Below are 20,428 nucleotides of genomic sequence, written 5' to 3' on the forward strand. Positions count from 1 at the left end.
ATTTATTTTAAACTATTATGGTTTATACTCGCACTTGTACCCACAAACAAAAATCCGTACAAAAATCAGACAACGCAAGCGGGTACAGAGCCATATCAGTACAACACCGTTATGGCTAACCGTGTACAAGAGAATAACACGTTATTAAATCAATATTTTCCCATCAGGGAAACACAGACCAGAACTTTGCAAACTGTCGCCAATGAAAAATGGCAGAACCCATAAACGCAGCGAGTTTTCCTTTTGATGGCTGAATTCATATGGATGAGGTAACGGCTGACTAAAACCTTCATGCGAAGGATAAATCAGAAGCATGTCCCCTATCCCCTCCTGATAGTTCATACCATAGGCAAGCATCTGGTAGAGGTCAGCCTGCGACTGTTCGAGTCCCGCTTTTCCGCTCTCTACCATTTTCCATTTAACATCACAAATCATCGGCTGATCCCAACTCTTCGCACGAGGCCGTAGATGGATATCGGGTCTAAGCTTAAATAACCCTCTACCATTGAGACGAACCAAGGTGTGTGAATTCACCTGAGCCTCCACATGCCAGTTATCGTTATAACGATGACGCATCCATGCAGTCACAAAAGATTCGAACACAGCTTCCATTGGAAAGAGCAGTGAAATAGCGTTGGCGTCTCCCTGCATGCAATGGGGAGACTGTCCCATCAAAATCAGCCGCGCCCACGCCAAGGCAAGTTCATAGTGACGCATATGTCGGTCGAGACGTACCTGGTCGAAGGCGATGCGGACATCATCGACAGGTGAAATATCGTCAAAGTACACCTGCAAAGAGTTAATTTGTATTAGAAGCTGCGGATCGCGGATTTGACGGCGGATTTTATCAATGGCTGTTTTCAATATCCGGTTTTCCGGGCGTTCGGCGCTGTAATCGTCAAACTCCACCTGAAATCGATCCCGACGCACACAGTTTTTGCTTAATTGAGCGGAGACCCGTAATTTCCCTTTCATCCAGGGCAAATTGTCCTGCTGGCGCAAATAATCACGCTTTAGACCCTGGCGCACAATCTGCTGTACGCTATCGATAAACTGCTGAATAAAAACATCCATCAACGGCATCTTCGAGGTTCTTACTCTGGATGCTGAAGTGGCAATATGGCGAAAAGATTTTAGCGTGCGTAGCATCATCAAAAGCTGCTGACGTGCAATATCAATGTTCTCATCACGCCGCCCCGTTTTTGGCAACACTTCAATAAACGCATTTCCCGGAAGAGAAATAACACCAGCATAATTTTTTACTTGCAGCGTTTTTACACTACCTCGATTGCGCAGGGTTAGCAGACGATGGGTGTTATCCGCGTCATCTTTCAGACACCGTTGCTCAAGCCACTCAAACAGCTTCGTGGGCAGAACGACCGCATTATTTATGCGGTCCCTATCTTTCTCGCCAACCAGGAGTCCGTATTCGAAGACGGTAAAGTTTTGACGAGACGTCATTCCCTACTCCCAGGGTTACTATTTTTTGGCGCATAAATTTGTTGCCAGGCGAGCGGATTATCCCAGACATCGTCGTCCTCAGGGGCCAGATGGAAACTGGCACCGATATCATGCAGATCTTCAGTTCCGCTATTGCCAAAAAGATCCACAAACTGTTTCTGGTCTTTCACCTCACACACGAACTGTAGATGCGGGTTATCGCTTTTCTGATTGTCGCCCAGCACCATGCGAATTTTTTGCCAGTCGTTGTAGAAATACTCCTCGAGCAAAGGCAATACTTTATTTCGCATAATCCTCTTGAGCCTTTCAAAGGCCAATTCTTCGTCCTCTTTAGCCTGTACAACCGGAATGAAAAAGGCATGGCCCAAGGTATGTTCTCTGTCGTACAACACCTGAATGCGGTCATTAAGGGTCTGCAGCAGTCGTGGTAGATCAATGCCTTTGACGACCATATCTTTCAGAACCGTGATGTCCGGCAGCATCGCTTCAAACTCGAATCGGCGACGAAGGGCGGTATCCAGTGCGGTGAGCGAACGGTCAGCAGTGTTCATAGTGCCGATTAAATAGAGATTGTTCGGTACGCTGAACGAGGTAGAAGAGTAAGGCAACATCACGCTAAGTGCCTCCGGCTCCCCGGAACGTTTAGAGGTTTCTATCAGGGTTATCAGTTCGCCAAAGATTTTGGAGATATTGCCGCGGTTAATTTCGTCAATAATCAGAACGTAGTTTTGCCGTTTTTCAGAAACAGATTCCTGTGGATTGGAAGGCAAGCCTTCCTGTTTAATCAGGTAATTAAGGATACTACGTACATATGACGGATTATGTACCTTCGCCTGAGGGTTTTGGTAAACCAGGCTGATATTCTTGAGGTAAGCATTGTAACCCTGCCCTAAATCCTCTTTTTTCGATTGCGACGGGAAGATACCAAAGGTGGTCTGGCTCTTGTAAGCCAGTTGGAAGGCTTTACCCTGCAGAGTTTCAAGGGTAATGCTTCCACTTTCAGATAAACGTTCTTGTAGGCGGGCAAGCGCCTCGTCAAGCTTCTGCTGAACACCGGCGTGGCCAAAAGCGGCATCTTCACAAATTTGCTTAAAAATGCCCGCTTTGATTTCGTAGCGTACATTGCCATCGTCGGTGGTCTCTGCTCTTAGCCCTTCGATAAACTCTTCATAGCCAAAACTCTGATGGAAGGTAATAAAGCGCACTCGCTTTTCAGCAATCAGGCGGTCATAAATCTTTTTCAGCTCGCGGCGTTTTTCGTTTTCCTCTTTTCCTTCCTGCAGCGAGTAGGCTATCGGCTCACAGGCGCGTACGGCCAGGTCGATGGTACGGTAAGTTTTTCCGGTCCCTGGAGGACCGTAGAGGATAGTATTTTTTGGAAGTTGCGGGGTGCTAACCTTCTCGTCTTGCTCATCCTCAGGCAAGGCAGTTTCATTACCGATTAACGCAATATCGTTCTTCTTCTGAATAACCTGCGTATAGAGATGCCAGAGCGACATATTCAGTTCGATAGGATCGACTTCATCGCCCAGTGTTTGGTGCAACGCTTTCTTGAGATCAAGGTTGCGAGCGAACCACTCCTGATCCTCAGAAAGGCCAAGTTGAAAATGGTTATTGCAATAGTTGTAACTACTGAAAAAATTGCTGACATTCACAACGTTGGTAATTTTCGACGGGTAGATCGCGGCAAAAGCACGATGGCAAAGTGCCCAATATACTTTGTTTAATATCCCATCTGTTTTAAGTTTAACAAGGCCCTCAATCACCCGATCGTAGTTCTCCTGCGTACACTCCTCTGCCATCTGTCGGGTGAGATCAAGCAGCTGTTTTTCCGCCGTTTCGAATTCAAACTGGGACATCCCCCCCTGCCTGAGGCTGGAGATACCATTGCTACGTTCGTACCAAATCTGCCGAATTGTATCCGCAGAGAAGTTGGGTTTTTCGGCTTGGATCTGTTCTACGAGCTGACGATAGTGTTTGCCCCAGTCAGGGCTGTATTGATTATTTTTTGCGATATGAGAACGAAAGAAAGGGGCCAATGCAGAGAAATCCTGAACCATCACATACTCCGTGTGTAGGGCGATTTAGAATTGATATATCTGCATCTTATCGGATTAATCTCAATACAGTCACTACCTGTTCAAGGGAAGCAACAGGAAATTTAGTTAGATGTGATTAAGAAAAACTCAGTTAGTTACTCTACAAAATGCCCAATTCGGTATCTCAAGGCTTTAAAAATTACTGCTACTGCCCCAGCATCCCCGGATAGTGTTTCGCAATAATGTCATTAATCCTTTCTATCAACTCCAAACGCTTGAACGTCAGATGGGCTGTTCCCTTTTGAAAGTAACGAATACTGAAGAACTCATCCTCGTACATATCCTTAGCAGGGTTATCTCGAATATGTTCCATCAACCGGGTAGAAATATCACCACGGTTGTCGGGAATCGGTTTGCCATCGAGTAAAAACAGCATCCGCTCCAGATCCGCCAGTTGATCCCGCCTCCAGCCCCAGTTCAGACTAAATCCCCAGCGGTTATGCGTCACCAGATTGTTAATGATGATCTTCTTACCAAAGCTATAAGGGCTATTGGTCTTATAATCCCATGACAGACCTTTGAACACATTGATGATCCCACGCTCAAATACATCCATTTTATTCAGATGTAACTGCTCAAAAGTACTGAGTATATTCGCCTCGCTGATGGCAGGTAGATCGCCCTCCTCCTGGTTCTTATGCCATTGGTCGCGCGCCTGAGCATCCATCAATGCCATCATGCCAGACTTCAACATCAAATCACGCCAGATACTACGGTCAATATTGCGGGTGACAGCAGGGATCGCTTTATCCACAATTTCAGTCAGCCAACTATCGTAGCGGTGCCCAGCTTTCATCGCCCAGTCTTGCGCCGTACCACCGCCAACTTCAGAGGTTAACCGTGAAATGGCATCAAGCTGCTGGATGAGCTTTTCAATTTGCAGCAGTGCAGCATCGCGGCCAGAAACTACTCGTTCGATACTGGTCGAACAGATGAGTTCATTGTGTTCCGTTAATACAACGGGTTCTGTTTGCATCGTCAATCATCCATAAAAGCAAACACGCCTGCCGGAAATGGCAGGCGCATTATGCGATGAATAAATAAGGTGGGAAGTTCAGAGGTAAAAATCAGGAATGATGCTCGAAGAATTTATATATTCATTAATCCGGTAGCTCGCCTAGCTCTGAGAATATCGATAGCGGTCAGAAATGGTGTCTGCTCTTGCCATGTAAACCCTTTGCGGTCAGTGCGTATCAGTTCATAGCGTTCCACCAGAAAGTTCACCGCATCAGCCAGTGTTATTCTGTAGTGGTTTACTGAATTTGGCCACCTGAACAGAGGTGATAACCTGATGGACAGGCGGTCATAATGATCATGTTGTGTTTTCATGGTGAGAACAGTCCTGAACTCCCAAAATAACCAGATATTGATATGGGAGATTATGACGTACTGGTTCGACACGTTATGTCGTACCAAAGGGAGGTGGATTGAAAAAATGATGGGGATAACTGCAGCTACCTAACATTATGAAATGTAAGTTAATTTGTTGATTCCAATGCGGAGGTATCATCAAAAAAACGACACAACCTGTCGTGTTCCGCATTGTCAGAAAGGGAATACCTGGTGCTCACGTAAATGATTTAGTTCTGAAAATAGTTATAAATCAATATATCCGTGTATTGATTTTCTAATCCACTATAGCCCAGCTGAAACAGATCCATATCACCAAAAAACTAGTAATCTATCTTTAGCGAGGGGTATAGCAATATTCAACATGCTAATGTCGCCCCTACCATCTACCTATTTGAATAGACTGGGGAAAGAACACGATCGCTCTTCCCCCCCCCCAGCAAGAGTGCACGGCACTAACAGTTAGCGAATCCTCATCGCCGCTACAGTTAATATCGAGCTTGCGTAATGCTGCTTTGATAGCATTGACCCGCACTGAAAATGGCATCACAACTCCAATTACTATTTGTCACAATGACGTTCAATATTTTCTTTGTGAACCATGAGCCAAGCCGCTATTTTCTCGACCTCAAAACGTTAGAGCAGTTCCCACTGGTTACCGACATACCTTTGTCATCAATATGTAGATAGCCCATAGCAGGAAAAGCGTCTCATTTTCGGTTCCCCGATTTAGTCGTAACTGGCCGTAATAAAACAGAGCAGTAAAGTAGTCGATAATATTATCGAAGCAGCTATGGTACTCGTTTAGCCCCCTCTTTAACCCATCTTAAATGTATCTTAGGTGGCTAGGTTCTATATGAAAAAAGTTGAGGGGAGTTATCATACACAGACCCCCTGCTCCTGGGGTCTGTCCAGCTAGAGGGGCAGGATCGTCTACCGCGGCGGGGTCAGCCAAACGATAGAGCAAGATCGTCTACCGTAGCGGGGTCAGCCCAACTATGCAAGCGGGGTCACAGTTACGATTTAACTTACTAAAAAGTAATAGAAATCATTCTGTAAAAAGTAGATACTCAACCCAAGCAGCCAGTTTTCATAGAGCAAAAATCAATTAAGGATAGTAAAAGATAGCATGCCACAAGTAAGTTTTATTACACCGTTAGATCAGCCTAGCGGATCTAAACGCTTATTGGATATTTTGCGTACGGGTCTAAAAGATCCGCGTTTCACCAAATTACGCATCGTCACTGCATACGCGAAATCTGGCCCTTTACTACGTCTTAAGTCCGATATCGAGAGCTGGGCAGCTTCTGGAAACTCGCTCTGCGCTATCCTAGGAATTGACCAACAAGGTACAAGCAAAGAAGCGTTAACAATTGCAGCCGATTTATGTAAAGAGCTTTATATTACTCGTGAAAATGGGATTACTTTTCATCCAAAAATATATTTATTTGATGGTCCAAAACATGCGAAAGTAATTATCGGCTCTAATAACCTTACGGTCGGTGGTACTGAAACTAATTTTGAAAGTTCGATAATTTTAGATCTAGTGTTGCCTGAAGATGATAGTATCTATAAAGATCTAGACACATTGTGGAGCAATTTATTACCTCACTCATGCGTTGCAACAAAAGCATTTGATCAGCAATTATTAGATGAATTGATAGCCAATGGTGCTGTTCTATCTGAATTAGATAAACAAGTACGCGCCAAGCTTACAGGGAACTATCCGACGGCTCCGAGAACGGGACTGATACGCAAACCAGCAAGCCCACTCCCCGCAACCATAATGAAAGCTTCTAAAACACAAGTGGCAGGAATTATGGGGCAACCCCAATCTCCACAACAAGTTGTTGCAGGGCTAATTATACAGATTAAGCCTCATCATAATGGTGAGATATTCTTAAGTAAAATTGCAGTACTACAAAATCCAAGCTTCTTTGGCTGGCCATTCAAGGGATTGACAATACCGAAGAAAGCGGGTAACCCTGCATATCCACAGAGAACACCCGACCCAGTAGTGAACATAAATGTATATGGCCCCGCTACGACACCAATATTAACTCTTTCAAGTTATCAACTTAATACGGTGTATTATTCAGCAAAAGCGGAAATTAGGATCACGGCATCGCCATTGGTATCTCAAGTACCAGACTATTCAATAATGGTAATGATGCCAGGTAACAGTACCGATATCGATTATGAAATTTGCATCTATCGACCGGACAGCCCGCAATATACGTCATGGTTATCAGCTTGTAACCAGTCAATGCCTAGTGGCGGTAAAAAAGCAAGAAAGTTTGGCTGGTTTTAAACCAGCCTCACACTTATGGTTTCCTAAGTCTTAGAACCACATTTTTGACTATAGCATTTTTAATATGCTTAAAATTTTCAGTAGTAACAGATATATCGATTCTCTCTACTATCACCATCCCTTGTGTACAAGCTATTTCCTCAATCAAGTCTGTACAAGGGATTAGCATAACTTTGCCGTTAATTGTCGTTTTATTATCTCCGATGACAATCATCATTTCTCCGCCTGACCGCAATAATCGTTTGGCTTGGCCAAGGGATGCAGACATGTCAAGAAGATATCGCACCATTAGTGCTGGCATATTACGTTTTCTGAATCCTGCAGATAAATCACTTGCGAGCTCCCTCTGCATTGTTGAAATAAAGTGTTGTGAACCAGAAGGTAGTACCTCTCTGAGCTCAATTTGCTCTAATCGTCGACGTTCAACCGTACTTATCTCGCGACTTCCAATTAACCCATTTTCAACGGGTTTTCTTTCAGAGCTCTTTAAACCCATTATGAAAAGTAGAGATAGTCGATCCGTATCGATATATGGTAACGCGGTTCCATAAGGCGGACTAGTTAACACCAGATCCACGCTACCAGACTCAAGACCTAATTTCATAAATGTATCGGACTTTCTATTATCCCCCTCTGTAATTACGGAAGGCAGGAAGGCCTGAGGAGCATTATTTCGTATCTTCCAGAATTTTTCTATCCGATTGAATTGATCCTCTAATTTATCCAGAAAGAGACCAAGCACATCAGCATCAGTTAACGGCTCAGATCGATAGCGAATACGAAGATCTGTAGGTTCTTGATTAGAAACCTCACGAATAATGCTGCTCAAAATTACTTCGAGAAAATCTAACATTACTCCAGCACTAATTCTTCGCAGAAGCCCCAGGACCCAGTTTAACTTGAAAGCTATAGTTGGTGAAAACCAGCGAAAAATCTCTTCACGGCAACTCTCTTCAACATGATCAAGGTTCTGCGGAAAATTTGAAGGTGGACTCGCAAGAAACTCCCGAACACTTAACACAACCTCACGTACAGTATCTGGGTTTAGCTCTAAGACCCCGAGCTTCGCTCGTGATATCTTAGCTGCTAGCGGATTCATATCACAGCCGAAGGTACGAAAGCCATTCAAATATCCTTCCAACAAGGTAGTTCCGCTACCACAAAATAAATCCAACACTGTAGCGCCAGGACCAAACCCGCTGATATTTAATAAACTTTTCGCTAACTGTGGATAAAACTTCCCTTTATATGAATGGATACCATGAGTGACATATTTAGGATCCTTCCGTGTAGTTGAGCGCCACGCCTCTCCATTCTCCAGAACAGCTTGCCATGTAGGCTCAACATTTCCCCCTTCCAGTTGAACACTATGTGAAAAAGCCGCACGCTTGTACATCCTCCGATCTTCTTCAAGTGAAGGAACACGAATGTCTAAAGAAGGATCTGCATCACCAACTTTAAGGCCCACCTCTCTGAGCCTTAACTCTGCCTCGTATGGCCATAGCTTATATGGCGCTGGAGATATTTGAATGAACGTTGGAGCGACTTTACGTCGTAAAACCAATATATGTTCAGAAGTCGCACGCCTACCCGCATGTGAAAATGATCTCTTCACGGCGTGAATAGCTCTATCTACAATAGTACAGGCTTCAAAACCTAAACTATCAGCTCGCTCATAAAGGGCTTCTGCTGGGTCATATGTCTTTTTATCATATACAGAATCTCCAATTACGAGCGCAGCATATCGACCCGGCTTTAAAGCACGATGCATAGTTGCTAAAGCTGCTTCCATGTCTGCAAGATAGCTTTCAAAGCCACTCGATTCTCTCTGATGTTTTAAATGGGAACCAATTTCGACATGCCCTAATGCAATAGGATCAAAACCCAGCCATAATAAACGAAAACGGTGGTAAAGGTGATAGTCTGTTGCATTTCCATACGGAGGTGAAGTCACTACTAGATCAGCGATCCCATCAGGAAGTTTTTCTTTACTAATCAATCGGATATCATCACATAGGAATTGTGATAGTCCATACCTTGTTGCCGCCTCATTCTTTTCCACAGACTTAATTACTGCAGTAAATTCTCTTAAATACCTGCTTAACGTTTCACCCATGGGTACTTCACGTGGAACGCTTTTATAGCGTGTTTCTGAATCTTGAAAAGAGGCTTTAATTACTATCCTAGAAAGCGCAACTAGGGCTATATCTTGACTGGTGCTATCCAGATCATTTATATAAGCCTTAATTAAGCACAACTCTGCGTATGCAGTATCCGCAAACCATTTCTCCTGATTAACGATCTTTGGTGCATGAGAAGAATAATTATTAATCAAAGATGAAGGTGAGAGATGCCCACCCTCAAGATGAGTAAGTAGCACTGAATGATGGGCATTCAACGCTTTAAGCGTTTCAGGTTCAAGTCTGGCAGTTTTAACTCGACCAATGAGGGCAGAAAGTGGATTAGCATCAATACTGATTGCCTTTCGTCCTAGCTTCACGGCTTCAAGTGCAGTAGTTCCGCTCCCACCAAATGGATCAAGCACAGTTTCCCCGCGTCCGCTCAGACGTGAGATTAAACCATGCGGGAGTTGCGGGATGAACTTAGCGGGATATGGATGTATGTCATGTCCCGGCAGGCGAGTACCCACTTCGGTGAAGCTCCAATCAATGGCCCCCAGTTCATGAGCAACCTCCATAACTGGTCTCAGATGAAGTGCTGGTTCATTATTTATGACTTCCATATCCGTCAAATTAGCAATGTTTACAGCTTTCTGTGTAGGCATAAATGGTAACTCTCAAAATGTTAATTCTGGGATTTTATCAAAATCCCAGAATTGATTCAATTATACAATGAGCTATTGCTATATCGCGATAGCTGCAATTGCTGCTGTTTCCCTAAAAATTAGTTGCTCTTCATTTTCCCGAAATCAAAAGGACTAATGCCCTTCTCCCTATTCGCATCCAGATAATCAGCCCACCACTGCAACATCAATCTACGCTCCCCGAGATGCTCCGCCTTGTGGATATAAGCTGCTCGAACAGAGCTACGCTCCTGGTGACTCATCTGCCGCTCCACCGCATCCCTCGACCACAGCCCCGACTCAATCAATGAGCTACAAGCCATCGTCCTGAAACCATGTCCACATACTTCTGTTTTTGTGTCATAACCCATCACTCGTAGAGCCTTGTTCACCGTGTTCTCACTCATGGGTTTACGCGGATCGTGATCTCCTACGAAGATCAGGTCACGGTTCCCATTCATGCTTTTGATCTTTTCCAAAATAGCCAGAGCCTGCCGCGACAAAGGAACAAGATGTGGAGTCCGCATCTTTGAACCACGCTGAGAATGTTTAACGCCTTCCAGCGGTTCACGCTCCCCTGGAATCGTCCACATGGCAGTATCAAAATCCACTTCTGACCAGTGGGCAAAACGCAGTTCGCTTGAACGGATGAAAACTAACAACGTGAGTTCGACAGCCAGTCGGGTTAACGGTCTGCCAGAGTAGTGATCGATGCGGTGAAGTAATTCAGGAATGCGGTTAAGTTCCAATGCAGCACGATGCTGTCTTTTCGCCGTAGCAACCGCACCGGCAATCTCTTGCGCGGGGTTATAGTCGATTAAGCCGCTCTGCACAGCAAAGCGCATAATCGCGGTAGTACGCTGTTGTAAACGGGCGGCAACTTCGAGTCGTCCGGATGATTCCACCGCCTTAATGGGTACAAGCAAATCTCGTGTCTTCAGCTCCGCAATGTTCCGCTTACCAATAGCAGCAAAGAGATTATCTTCAAGGCTTTTCAAAACACGGGCACTGTGCGATGTAGACCACTTCTGATTGCTGGCATGCCAGTCTCTGGCGACCACTTCAAACGTTATCGCCTCTTGCTCCTGCTCTACCTTAACGGCTTTCTTATTCTCACTGGGATCGACACCATTAGCTAATAGCTTACGGGCCTCATCCCTGCGTGCCCTGGCATCCGCCAGCGAAACTTCAGGATATTTCCCCAACGCCAGCATCTTCTCTTTACCGCCAAAGCGATAACGAAGCCGCCAGTATTTCGAGCCATTCGGGTGAACCAACAATACCATGCCGTCACCATCGGTAAGCTTATAGGCTTTTGCTTCCGGCTTTGCCGAACGAACCTTCACATCACTCAGAGCCATGATGAGTATCCTTTCAAGGGTTCTGTGTGGGTACAAACATTATCGAACCGGGATATACCCGCAGTTGTACCCGCATCAGTAAGTTGATGTAGATTGAATCAGGTTGACTTAGGTTGAGTGAAAAAGCGAGGAAAGCCTTGCGGATACTGGATTTCAGGCACAAAAAAAGACGTCCGTTGACGTCTATTGATGTTCCGATGGTGCCGAAGGCCGGACTCGAACCGGCACGTATTTCTACGGTTGATTTTGAATCAACTGCGTCTACCGATTTCGCCACTCCGGCACGGAAAGGTATGCGGAAAACGTTGTGGATTATACCTGCCACACGCAACCATGCAAGCACCAGCACATGTTAACCTCGCTAAGTGTCGAAAAAAACAGCACAACTTAGCCGCGATCACATTAGTCTTAATCCCCCCTTCCGCCAAGCGCCCTGCCCCCACATGCTCTACACTCTCAGTTCAACACCACACTGAGAGATACACGATGTCTATCATAAAAAGCTACGCCGCGAAAAATGCCGGAGCAGAACTGGAAGTCTGGGAATACGATGCCGGGGAGCTGCTGCCCGAAGACGTTGAGGTTAAAGTAGATTACTGCGGGATCTGCCACTCTGACCTGTCGATGATCGATAACGAATGGGGGTTCTCTCAATATCCGCTGGTTGCCGGCCACGAGGTGATTGGTCACGTGGTAGCGCTGGGCAGCGCGGCACAGAATAAAGGTCTGAAGATTGGTCAACGGGTGGGCATTGGCTGGACGGCGCGAAGCTGCGGTCACTGCGATGCCTGTATTGATGGCAACCAGATTAACTGTACCGAAGGTTCGGTACCAACCATCCTCAACCACGGCGGCTTTGCCGATAAGCTGCGCGCCGACTGGCAATGGGTTATTCCTCTGCCGGACAACATTGATATCGAAACCGCAGGCCCAATGCTGTGCGGCGGTATCACCGTCTTTAAACCGCTGCTGATGCATCACGTCACCGCCACCAGCCGCGTAGGGGTGATTGGGATTGGTGGGCTGGGGCATATCGCCATTAAGCTTCTGCGCGCAATGGGTGCCGAAGTTACAGCGTTCAGTTCTAATCCGTCGAAAGAGCAGGAAGTGCGGGCGATGGGCGCAGATCACGTAGTCAACAGCCGCTCGCCGGAAGCGCTCAAAGAACTGGCGGGTCAGTTTGACCTGATCATCAATACCGTCAACGTCGACCTGAACTGGCAGCCCTACTTTGAAGCGCTGGCCTCGGGCGGCAACTTCCACACCGTCGGCGCGGTGCTAACGCCGCTGCCGGTACCGGCGTTTACCCTGATTGGCGGCGACCGCAGCGTCTCCGGTTCGGCAACGGGTAACCCGTTCGAACTGCGCAAGCTGATGAAGTTTGCTGGTCGCAGCAAAGTGGCACCCATCACCGAGCTGTTCCCGATGTCGAAAATCAACGACGCCATCCAGCACGTGCGTGACGGTAAAGCCCGTTATCGCGTGGTACTGAAGGCTGATTTCTGATGTTTATCCGGCGGCGTTCTGCCGCCGGTTCTTCTCTGCCCCGTTAAGCATTCGCAAACGCCGCGAAGACTTCCGCTACGGCAACGGCTCCCGGATCCGGTACGCCGTTGAGGTTGTCGCTGTTCACGTACGATGCGCGCCCCGCTTTCGCTTTTTGCATCGTCGCCGTGCTTTCAGCCCCCTGTTGCGCCGCCGCAATAGCTTCCGTCAGCCCTTTATCACGCAGCGCTTCCAGCGCCGGTTGTAGGGCATCGATTAACGTACGGTCGCCAGGTGCGGCGCCACCGTAGAATTTCATCTGCTTTAATCCTGCGAGCAGCGCATTCGGCAGCGTCTCTCTCTGTGCTAACGCTTGTCCTGCTGCGGTAAAGAACAACGACATCAGCACGCCGCTGGAACCTCCCATCACCGTTGCCAGCCGTTCGCCAATCAGCTGTAGCAGCTGCGCCGGGTTGTTCAGCGGCAGCGCATTCTGCTCAAGCTGCGTGGCGATATCCTGCGCGCCCAGCGCAAAGGTCGAGCCGGTATCGCCATCGCCCACTTTAGCATCCAGCGCGTTCAGTCGGCTCTCAAGCCCCTGTAACGTCTGGGTCGCCTGCGCCACCAGCGCATGCACCTGCGGATTCTCCGACGGCAGAACCTCCAACGCGTCGTGCACTTTGGCATGCGTCAGCGTTCTCAGAGGCGCAAAGGCCACCGCCTTCACCCAACCGGTGGTCTCAACATCCGCCAGCAGCGCTTGTTCGATGACCTGGTTAAGGACGATCAGCGACAGCGAGAAACCTTTCATATCCAGCGAGCTGACCAGCGTCGCCGGGCCAATCAGATAGGCTATCTGCTCACGTAGCGAAGAGTGCGCCAGCTCTTTGGTGAGCAGCGCCATCTCCAGCTCCGACACGCCGCCCAGGTTGTTGATCAGCACCGCCACGCGGTTGTCGCCTGCTGATGCCCTCAGGGTCTCAACCAGCGTGCCAATCAGCTGTTTGCTGTTATGGCTGTTGACCGTCGAGGCGCCCGGCTCGCCGTGAATACCGAGCCCCAGTTCCACCTGACCGGGTTTAATGCGATCTTCCGTTTCCCCTCCGGGCAGATTGCAGGTTTCCATCGCCAGTCCCAGGCTGAACACGCCCCGGCTCGCCTGCTGGGCTATCTCGTGCACTTCGCTAAGCGATTTCCCCTGCTCCGCTGCGTGTCCCGCGACTTTATGTACCAGTGCCGTGCCTGCAATGCCGCGCGGCTGTTTGTTATCCGGTAGCGCGACATCGTCAGAGACGATGACCATTTCAACCTTCAGGCCGTAACGTTTGGCTTTTTCGGCGGCAAGACCGAAGTTGAGGCGGTCGCCGGTGTAGTTTTTAACAATCAGCAGGCAGCCGCGATCGCCCGTGACCGCCACGATGGCATTCAGTACCGCATCCACACTTGGGGAGGCGAAGAGATCGCCGCATACCGCAGCGGTGAGCATGCCTCTGCCGACAAAGCCCGCGTGCGCCGGTTCATGGCCGGAGCCGCCGCCGGAGATTATCGCCACCCGGCTTTTATCCCAGTCGTTGCGGGCGACGATACGAATCGCCGGGTCGATATCCAATCGCACCAGGTTCGCGTGAGGTGCAGACAACACTAAGCCTTCAAGCGCATCATCGACAAGGTGTTTGCGCTCGTTAAAGAAGAATCTGGACATAACCTTCCAAAAAAAAGAAAACCGTATGCAAAGCATAGTTCGCGCTGGATAAAGCGCCGCAAAACAGACAATTTACCGCCGCGAGATGCCGTTGTTTTGCCTATACTCGACGCAGAATAAATGGAGGATTACCCATGAGCGCACCTTTGCTGATTGCACGCACCCAGGACACACAGCTTGAACTGCTGCCCAATATGGCCAACCGCCACGGGTTAATTACTGGCGCCACCGGTACCGGGAAAACGGTCACCCTGCAAAAGATAGCGGAGTCGTTCTCGGAGATTGGCGTGCCGGTATTTATGGCTGACGTGAAGGGCGACCTGACCGGCGTTGCCGAAGAAGGTCAGGCATCGGAAAAACTTACCGCCCGGTTGACGAAAATCGGCGTCACCAACTGGGAACCACACGCAAACCCGGTAGTGGTGTGGGATATCTTCGGCGAGAAGGGACATCCGGTGCGGGCAACGGTGTCCGACCTCGGCCCACTGCTACTGGCTCGCCTGCTCAATCTCAACGAGGTGCAGTCCGGGGTATTGAACATCATCTTTCGTATTGCTGACGATCAAGGGCTGTTGCTGCTGGACTTCAAAGACCTGCGCGCGATAACCCAGTACATCGGCGATAACGCGAAATCCTTCCAGAACCAGTACGGCAATATCAGCAGCGCCTCTGTGGGCGCCATCCAGCGCGGGTTGCTAACGCTGGAACAGCAAGGTGCCGAACACTTCTTCGGTGAGCCAATGCTGGATATCAAAGACTGGATGCGTACCGACAGTCACGGTAAAGGCGTTATCAATATCCTCAGCGCTGAAAAGCTCTACCAGATGCCTAAGCTGTACGCCGCCAGCCTGCTGTGGATGCTATCCGAGCTGTACGAACAGTTGCCGGAGGCCGGCGATTTAGACAAACCGAAGCTGGTGTTTTTCTTCGATGAGGCGCATCTGCTGTTCAACGATGCGCCTCAGGTGCTGCTGGATAAAATCGAGCAGGTGATACGCCTGATTCGCTCCAAGGGTGTAGGGGTCTATTTTGTTTCGCAGAATCCGTCGGATATCCCCGATGCGGTGCTCGGGCAGTTGGGCAACCGCGTGCAACACGCCCTGCGCGCCTTTACGCCGAAGGATCAGAAAGCGGTAAAAACCGCTGCGCAGACCATGCGCGCAAACCCGGCGTTCAGCACAGAGCAGGCGATTCAGGAGTTGGGAACCGGGGAAGCGCTGATCTCGTTCCTTGATGAGAAAGGCAGCCCGTCGGTGGTGGAGCGGGCGATGGTGATTGCACCGTGTTCGCGGATGGGGCCGGTAACCGATGACGAGCGCAACGGCTTAATCAACAATTCACCGCTGTACGGTAAATACGAGGATGACGTTGACCGCGAATCAGCGTTCGAGATGCTGCAAAAAGGTGTGCAGAACAGCGCAGGACAGGCGGATGCACCACCGGCCAAAAGTCAGCAGGGTGTTGATGACGGCATACTTGGCGGGCTGAAAGATATTATCTTCGGCACCACCGGTCCACGCGGCGGTAAGCATGATGGTCTGGTGCAAACGGCGGCAAAAAGCGCCGTGCGTCAGGTGACGAACCAGATTGTGCGTGGGATGTTGGGTAGCCTGCTGGGCGGACGGCGGCGTTAGTGTCGTATCGTTTGTTTGCCGGATGGCGGCGTAAACGCCTTATCCGGCCTACATGATCCCGTAGCCCAGGCGAGCGACAGCGACCCCAGGGATAGCGCCAATTTACAAAAGGAATACAACGATTTCAGGCATAAAAAACCCGGCGTCGCTATTGCTCGGCCGGGCAACAAGAGGGGTTACGCTTTTCGCATCATCAGCCAGAGGCTTATCAGGAAGAAGCTGGCGCTTGGCAACAGCGCGCCAATAATTGGCGGGATACCGTATACCAGCGTGAGCGGGCCGAATATCTGGTCAAGCACATAGAACACGAACCCAAAGCTGATCCCTGTCACCACTCGCACGCCCATCGGTACGCTACGCAGTGGGCCAAAAATAAACGACAGCGCCATGAGCATCATCACCGCAACGGAAAGCGGCTGGAATACTTTGCTCCACATATTCAACTGGTAGCGCCCGGCATCCTGACCGCTGGCGTGCAGGTACTTCACGTAGTTGTGCAGCCCGCTGATGGACAGCGCATCCGGATCCAGCGCCACGACGCCCAGCTTGTCCGGCGTGAGGGTCGTTTTCCAGGTTCCGCTCACCGTCTGTGAACCGGTAATCTGTTTCGGGTCAGAAAGGTTAGATTCATCCACCTGCGAAAGACGCCAGACCTTCTGTTCAGTATCGAATTTGGCGCTGGCCGCATAGCGCACGGACTGTAGCCGACGCTCATTATTGAAGCTGTAGATACTCACGCCACCGAGCTCATCGGTGCCCTTTACCCGTTCGATATAAACAAAACTATGGCCATCTTTCGCCCACATCCCTTGCTGGGTCGAAAGCAGTGAGCCGCCGTACATCTGCTGCGCACGGTAGTTACGCGCCATCTGCTCGCCCTGCGGCGCGACCCATTCACCCATCGCCATCGTCAGCAGCACCAGCGGAATCGCGGTTTTCATCACCGACAGCGCGACCTGCATACGGGTAAAGCCGGAAGCTTGCATGACCACTAACTCACTGCGCTGAGCCAGCATTCCCAGCCCTAGCAGCGCACCAAGCAGCGCCGCCATCGGGAAGAAGATCTGCACGTCTTTCGGCATGCTGAGAAGGGTATAGATACCCGCACCCAGCGCGTCATAGCTCCCCTGCCCGGCTTTTTTCAACTGGTCGACAAACTTAATGATGCCGGACAGCGACACCAGCATGAACAGCGTCATCATGATGGTGGTGAAAATGGTTTTACCGATATAGCGGTCTAGTACACCAAATGGCTGCATTATACCGCTCCTTTATTGGTCAAGCGGGCGCGGAGGCGGCGCATTGGGACGGTATCCCACAGGTTCAGCCCCACGGCCAGCGCGATATACAGCAGGTTAACCGCCCACATCCATACCGCCGGGTCGAGCTTGCCTTTGCCCGCATTCGACTTCAGCGAGGTTTGCAGCAGGAAGAACACCAGATAGAGCAACATCGCCGGCAGCATCGAAAGCACACGCCCCTGGCGCGGGTTGACCACGCTCAGCGGAACCACCATCAGCGCCATGATAAACACCGTTAGCACCAGCGTAATGCGCCAGTGTAGCTCTGCGCGGGCACGGTTAGTATCCGTATTCCACAACGTACTCATGCTCATCTGCTCAGTGTCTGTCGGGTCGGCAGCTACCGTTTGATGGCCGATAATCGCCTGGTAGTTTTTGAAATCGGTAATGCGGAAATCGCGCAGCATGGCGGTACCTTCAAAGCGGGTACCCTGATTTAAGGTCACCACCTGAGAGCCATCTTTGCGCTGGGAGAGCTGCCCGGAATCGGCCACGACCACCGAAGGACGCGCGCTGCCTTTTGGCCGCAGCTGCGCCAGGAAGACATCGTGGAAGCTAGCGCCATTAACGCCTTCAATAAATAATACCGCGTTTCCGTCAGTTGACTGCTGGAACTGCCCTTGCGCCAGCGCCGCCATGCCTGGGTTGGCTTTGGCTTCAGCCAGCACTTCGTCCTGATGGCGGGACGACCATGGCCCCACCCACATCACGTTGACCGCCGCAACGATACCCGTAAACAGCGCCAGCACCATTGCCGCTTTAATCAGTACAGCTTTACTCAGACCGCAGGCATGCATCACCGTAATTTCACTTTCGGTATACAATTTACCCAGCGTCATGAGGAGGCCCAGGAACAAGCTCAGCGGTAGGATAAGCTGCGCCATCTCGGGCACGCCGAGCCCCAACAAAGAGAGGACCAGGTTTGTCGGGATATCACCGTCAACCGCCGCGCCAAGGATCCTCACCAGTTTCTGACAAAAGAAGATCAAAAGCAGAATGAAGAGGATGGCAAGCTGGCTTTTTAGCGTCTCCCGCACCAGATATCGTATGATTATCACTATAAATACGCCCGTAAAAACCCGTCTTATTGCAGGAAAATAGCTTGTTTCATGGCTTAAACGTCATTTATTCTCTTGAGTCGTCGAAATCATCGCTAAGATTAAATGACTCAGCGGTTTCACGTTTCATGACCTGTTCTGACGTGCCAGGACCGTAATAACGTTAAGATTAACACGAAGTCACCGCAACAGCGGAAATGAGTTACGTAAGCTTGCAATTCTATCCGTAGCCACCGCCGTTGTCTTTAAGATTCAGGAGCGTAGTGCATGGAGTTCAGTGTAAAAAGTGGTAGCCCGGAGAAACAGCGGAGTGCCTGTATCGTCGTAGGCGTATTCGAACCACGTCGGCTCTCTCCCATCGCCGAACAGCTCGATAAAATCAGCGACGGTTATATCAGCGCGCTGCTGCGTCGCGGCGAACTGGAAGGCAAACCGGGGCAGACCTTATTGCTGCACCACGTACCAAACGTGCTCTCAGAGCGAATTCTGCTGATTGGCTGCGGGAAAGAGCGCGAGCTCGACGAGCGCCAGTACAAGCAGGTCATTCAGAAAACCATCAACACCCTGAATGACACCGGTTCAATGGAAGCCGTCTGCTTCCTGACCGAACTGCACGTTAAAGGGCGCAATAACTACTGGAAAGTGCGCCAGGCGGTTGAAACCGCGAAAGAGACGCTGTACAGCTTCGACCAGCTCAAAACCAACAAAAGCGAGCCGCGTCGTCCGCTGCGTAAAATGGTCTTCAACGTGCCAACCCGCCGTGAACTGACCAGCGGCGAACGTGCTATCCAGCACGGTCTGGCGATTGCCGCCGGTATCAAGGCGGCGAAAGACCTCGGCAACATGCCGCCAAACATCTGTAACGCAGCTTACCTGGCCTCTCAGGCGCGTCAGCTGGCGGACAGCTACAGCAAAAACGTCATCACCCGCGTCATCGGCGAACAGCAGATGAAAGAGCTGGGAATGCACTCCTACCTCGCGGTCGGCAACGGTTCACAGAACGAATCGCTGATGTCAGTCATCGAGTATAAAGGCGTGGAATCTGAAGACGTTCGTCCGATTGTGCTGGTCGGTAAGGGACTGACCTTCGACTCGGGCGGTATCTCCATCAAGCCATCCGAAGGCATGGATGAGATGAAGTACGACATGTGCGGCGCGGCGGCGGTGTACGGCGTGATGCGTATGGTGGCCGAACTGCAGCTGCCGATTAACGTTATCGGCGTGCTGGCGGGCTGTGAGAACATGCCGGGTGGCCGCGCGTATCGTCCAGGCGACGTGCTGACCACCATGTCCGGCCAGACCGTTGAAGTGCTGAACACCGACGCCGAAGGCCGTCTGGTACTGTGCGACGTGCTGACCTACGTTGAGCGCTTCGAGCCAGAAGCGGTTATCGACGTGGCGACGCTGACCGGCGCCTGCGTGATTGCCCTCGGCCATCACATCACCGGCCTGATGTCGAACCACAACCCGCTGGCGCACGAGCTGATTGGCGCGTCCGAGCAATCTGGCGACCGCGCATGGCGTCTGCCGCTGGGCGATGAGTATCAGGAGCAGTTGGAATCTAACTTTGCGGATATGGCCAACATCGGCGGCCGTCCTGGCGGTGCGATTACCGCGGGCTGCTTCCTGGCGCGCTTTACCCGTAAGTACAACTGGGCGCACCTGGACATCGCGGGCACCGCATGGCGCTCCGGTAAGGCCAAGGGCGCAACCGGTCGTCCGGTGGCGCTGCTGTCGCAGTTCCTGCTCAATCGCGCGGGTTTTAACGGCGAAGAGTAATGTGTGAATGCCGGATGGCGCTGCGCTTATCCGGCCTACAAAACTGTACGCTGTAGGCCTGATAAGACGCGCGAGCGTCGCCAT

12 protein-coding genes, 1 tRNA gene and 1 pseudogene are annotated in these 20,428 nt (G+C 50.2%); 4 read left to right on the forward strand and 10 right to left on the reverse strand.

The features are described 5' to 3' along the window. Nucleotides 1-144: 144 nt before the first annotated feature. From ABTW00_RS20725 to ABTW00_RS20740, 4 genes and pseudogenes are all read right to left on the reverse strand, one after another. Entirely contained in the window at nt 145-1,461 is a 1,317-nt protein-coding gene (locus ABTW00_RS20725) for an McrC family protein (RefSeq protein ID WP_117241916.1), read from the reverse strand. Further along, nucleotides 1,458-3,521: an McrB family protein gene (locus ABTW00_RS20730; protein ID WP_433637333.1), complete on the reverse strand. Its 2,064-nt coding sequence runs from the start codon at nt 3,519-3,521 to the stop codon at nt 1,458-1,460. Before ABTW00_RS20730 ends, ABTW00_RS20725 begins: the two co-directional genes overlap by 4 nt. A gap of 184 nt (nt 3,522-3,705) precedes the next feature. After that, the gene (locus ABTW00_RS20735; protein ID WP_433637335.1) at nt 3,706-4,536 is read right to left on the reverse strand and encodes a DUF4942 domain-containing protein; all 831 of its coding nucleotides are present in this window, start codon (nt 4,534-4,536) and stop codon (nt 3,706-3,708) included. 113 nt (nt 4,537-4,649) lie between these two features. Further along, nucleotides 4,650-4,802 (reverse strand): annotated as a pseudogene (locus tag ABTW00_RS20740) (TA system toxin CbtA family protein); the annotation flags it as partial. A 1,237-nt stretch (nt 4,803-6,039) separates the two neighbouring features. Between ABTW00_RS20740 and ABTW00_RS20745 the strand changes: the two are divergent. After that, nucleotides 6,040-7,221 carry a phospholipase D family protein gene (locus ABTW00_RS20745; RefSeq protein ID WP_117241897.1) on the forward strand — a complete coding sequence of 394 codons (1,182 nt, stop codon included), beginning with the start codon at nt 6,040-6,042 and terminating at the stop codon, nt 7,219-7,221. Nucleotides 7,222-7,234: 13 nt separating this feature from the next. Here ABTW00_RS20745 and ABTW00_RS20750 read toward each other — a convergent pair whose 3' ends face one another. The 3 genes from ABTW00_RS20750 to ABTW00_RS20760 all read right to left on the reverse strand — a co-directional run bounded on the left by ABTW00_RS20750 (nt 7,235) and on the right by ABTW00_RS20760 (nt 11,668). Then, entirely contained in the window at nt 7,235-10,006 is a 2,772-nt protein-coding gene (locus ABTW00_RS20750; protein WP_433637337.1) for a DNA methyltransferase, read from the reverse strand. Nucleotides 10,007-10,125: 119 nt separating this feature from the next. Continuing rightward, complete coding sequence (locus tag ABTW00_RS20755; protein ID WP_433637339.1) at nt 10,126-11,385, reverse strand: tyrosine-type recombinase/integrase; 1,260 nt, start codon at nt 11,383-11,385, stop codon at nt 10,126-10,128. A 198-nt stretch (nt 11,386-11,583) separates the two neighbouring features. Next, nucleotides 11,584-11,668, reverse strand: a tRNA-Leu gene (locus ABTW00_RS20760). Between the two features lie 203 nt (nt 11,669-11,871). Here ABTW00_RS20760 and ahr point away from each other — a divergent pair. Further along, nucleotides 11,872-12,891 carry an NADPH-dependent aldehyde reductase Ahr gene (gene ahr, locus ABTW00_RS20765; protein WP_065358342.1) on the forward strand — a complete coding sequence of 340 codons (1,020 nt, stop codon included), beginning with the start codon at nt 11,872-11,874 and terminating at the stop codon, nt 12,889-12,891. Nucleotides 12,892-12,934: 43 nt separating this feature from the next. On the opposite strand, the gene ABTW00_RS20770 is transcribed toward ahr, so the two are convergent. Further along, nucleotides 12,935-14,572, reverse strand: a complete 1,638-nt coding sequence (locus ABTW00_RS20770) for a dihydroxyacetone kinase subunit DhaK (protein ID WP_433637342.1) — start codon at nt 14,570-14,572, stop codon at nt 12,935-12,937. A 134-nt stretch (nt 14,573-14,706) separates the two neighbouring features. On the opposite strand from ABTW00_RS20770, the gene ABTW00_RS20775 reads away from it, so the two are divergent. Continuing rightward, nucleotides 14,707-16,206, forward strand: a complete 1,500-nt coding sequence (locus ABTW00_RS20775) for a helicase HerA-like C-terminal domain-containing protein (protein WP_433637344.1) — start codon at nt 14,707-14,709, stop codon at nt 16,204-16,206. A gap of 176 nt (nt 16,207-16,382) precedes the next feature. Here ABTW00_RS20775 and lptG read toward each other — a convergent pair whose 3' ends face one another. Together lptG and lptF are read right to left on the reverse strand one after the other, a co-directional pair. After that, nucleotides 16,383-17,465 carry an LPS export ABC transporter permease LptG gene (gene lptG, locus ABTW00_RS20780; protein WP_064546999.1) on the reverse strand — a complete coding sequence of 361 codons (1,083 nt, stop codon included), beginning with the start codon at nt 17,463-17,465 and terminating at the stop codon, nt 16,383-16,385. Then, complete coding sequence (lptF, locus tag ABTW00_RS20785; RefSeq protein WP_064546998.1) at nt 17,465-18,565, reverse strand: LPS export ABC transporter permease LptF; 1,101 nt, start codon at nt 18,563-18,565, stop codon at nt 17,465-17,467. Before lptF ends, lptG begins: the two co-directional genes overlap by 1 nt. Before the next feature lie 267 nt (nt 18,566-18,832). Here lptF and pepA point away from each other — a divergent pair, with 267 nt between their 5' ends. After that, nucleotides 18,833-20,344, forward strand: a complete 1,512-nt coding sequence (gene pepA / locus ABTW00_RS20790) for a leucyl aminopeptidase (RefSeq protein ID WP_064546996.1) — start codon at nt 18,833-18,835, stop codon at nt 20,342-20,344. Nucleotides 20,345-20,428: the final 84 nt, after the last annotated feature.

Origin of the sequence: Kluyvera georgiana, assembly GCF_050990895.1 — a bacterium.
Classification (GTDB): domain Bacteria; phylum Pseudomonadota; class Gammaproteobacteria; order Enterobacterales; family Enterobacteriaceae; genus Kluyvera; species Kluyvera georgiana.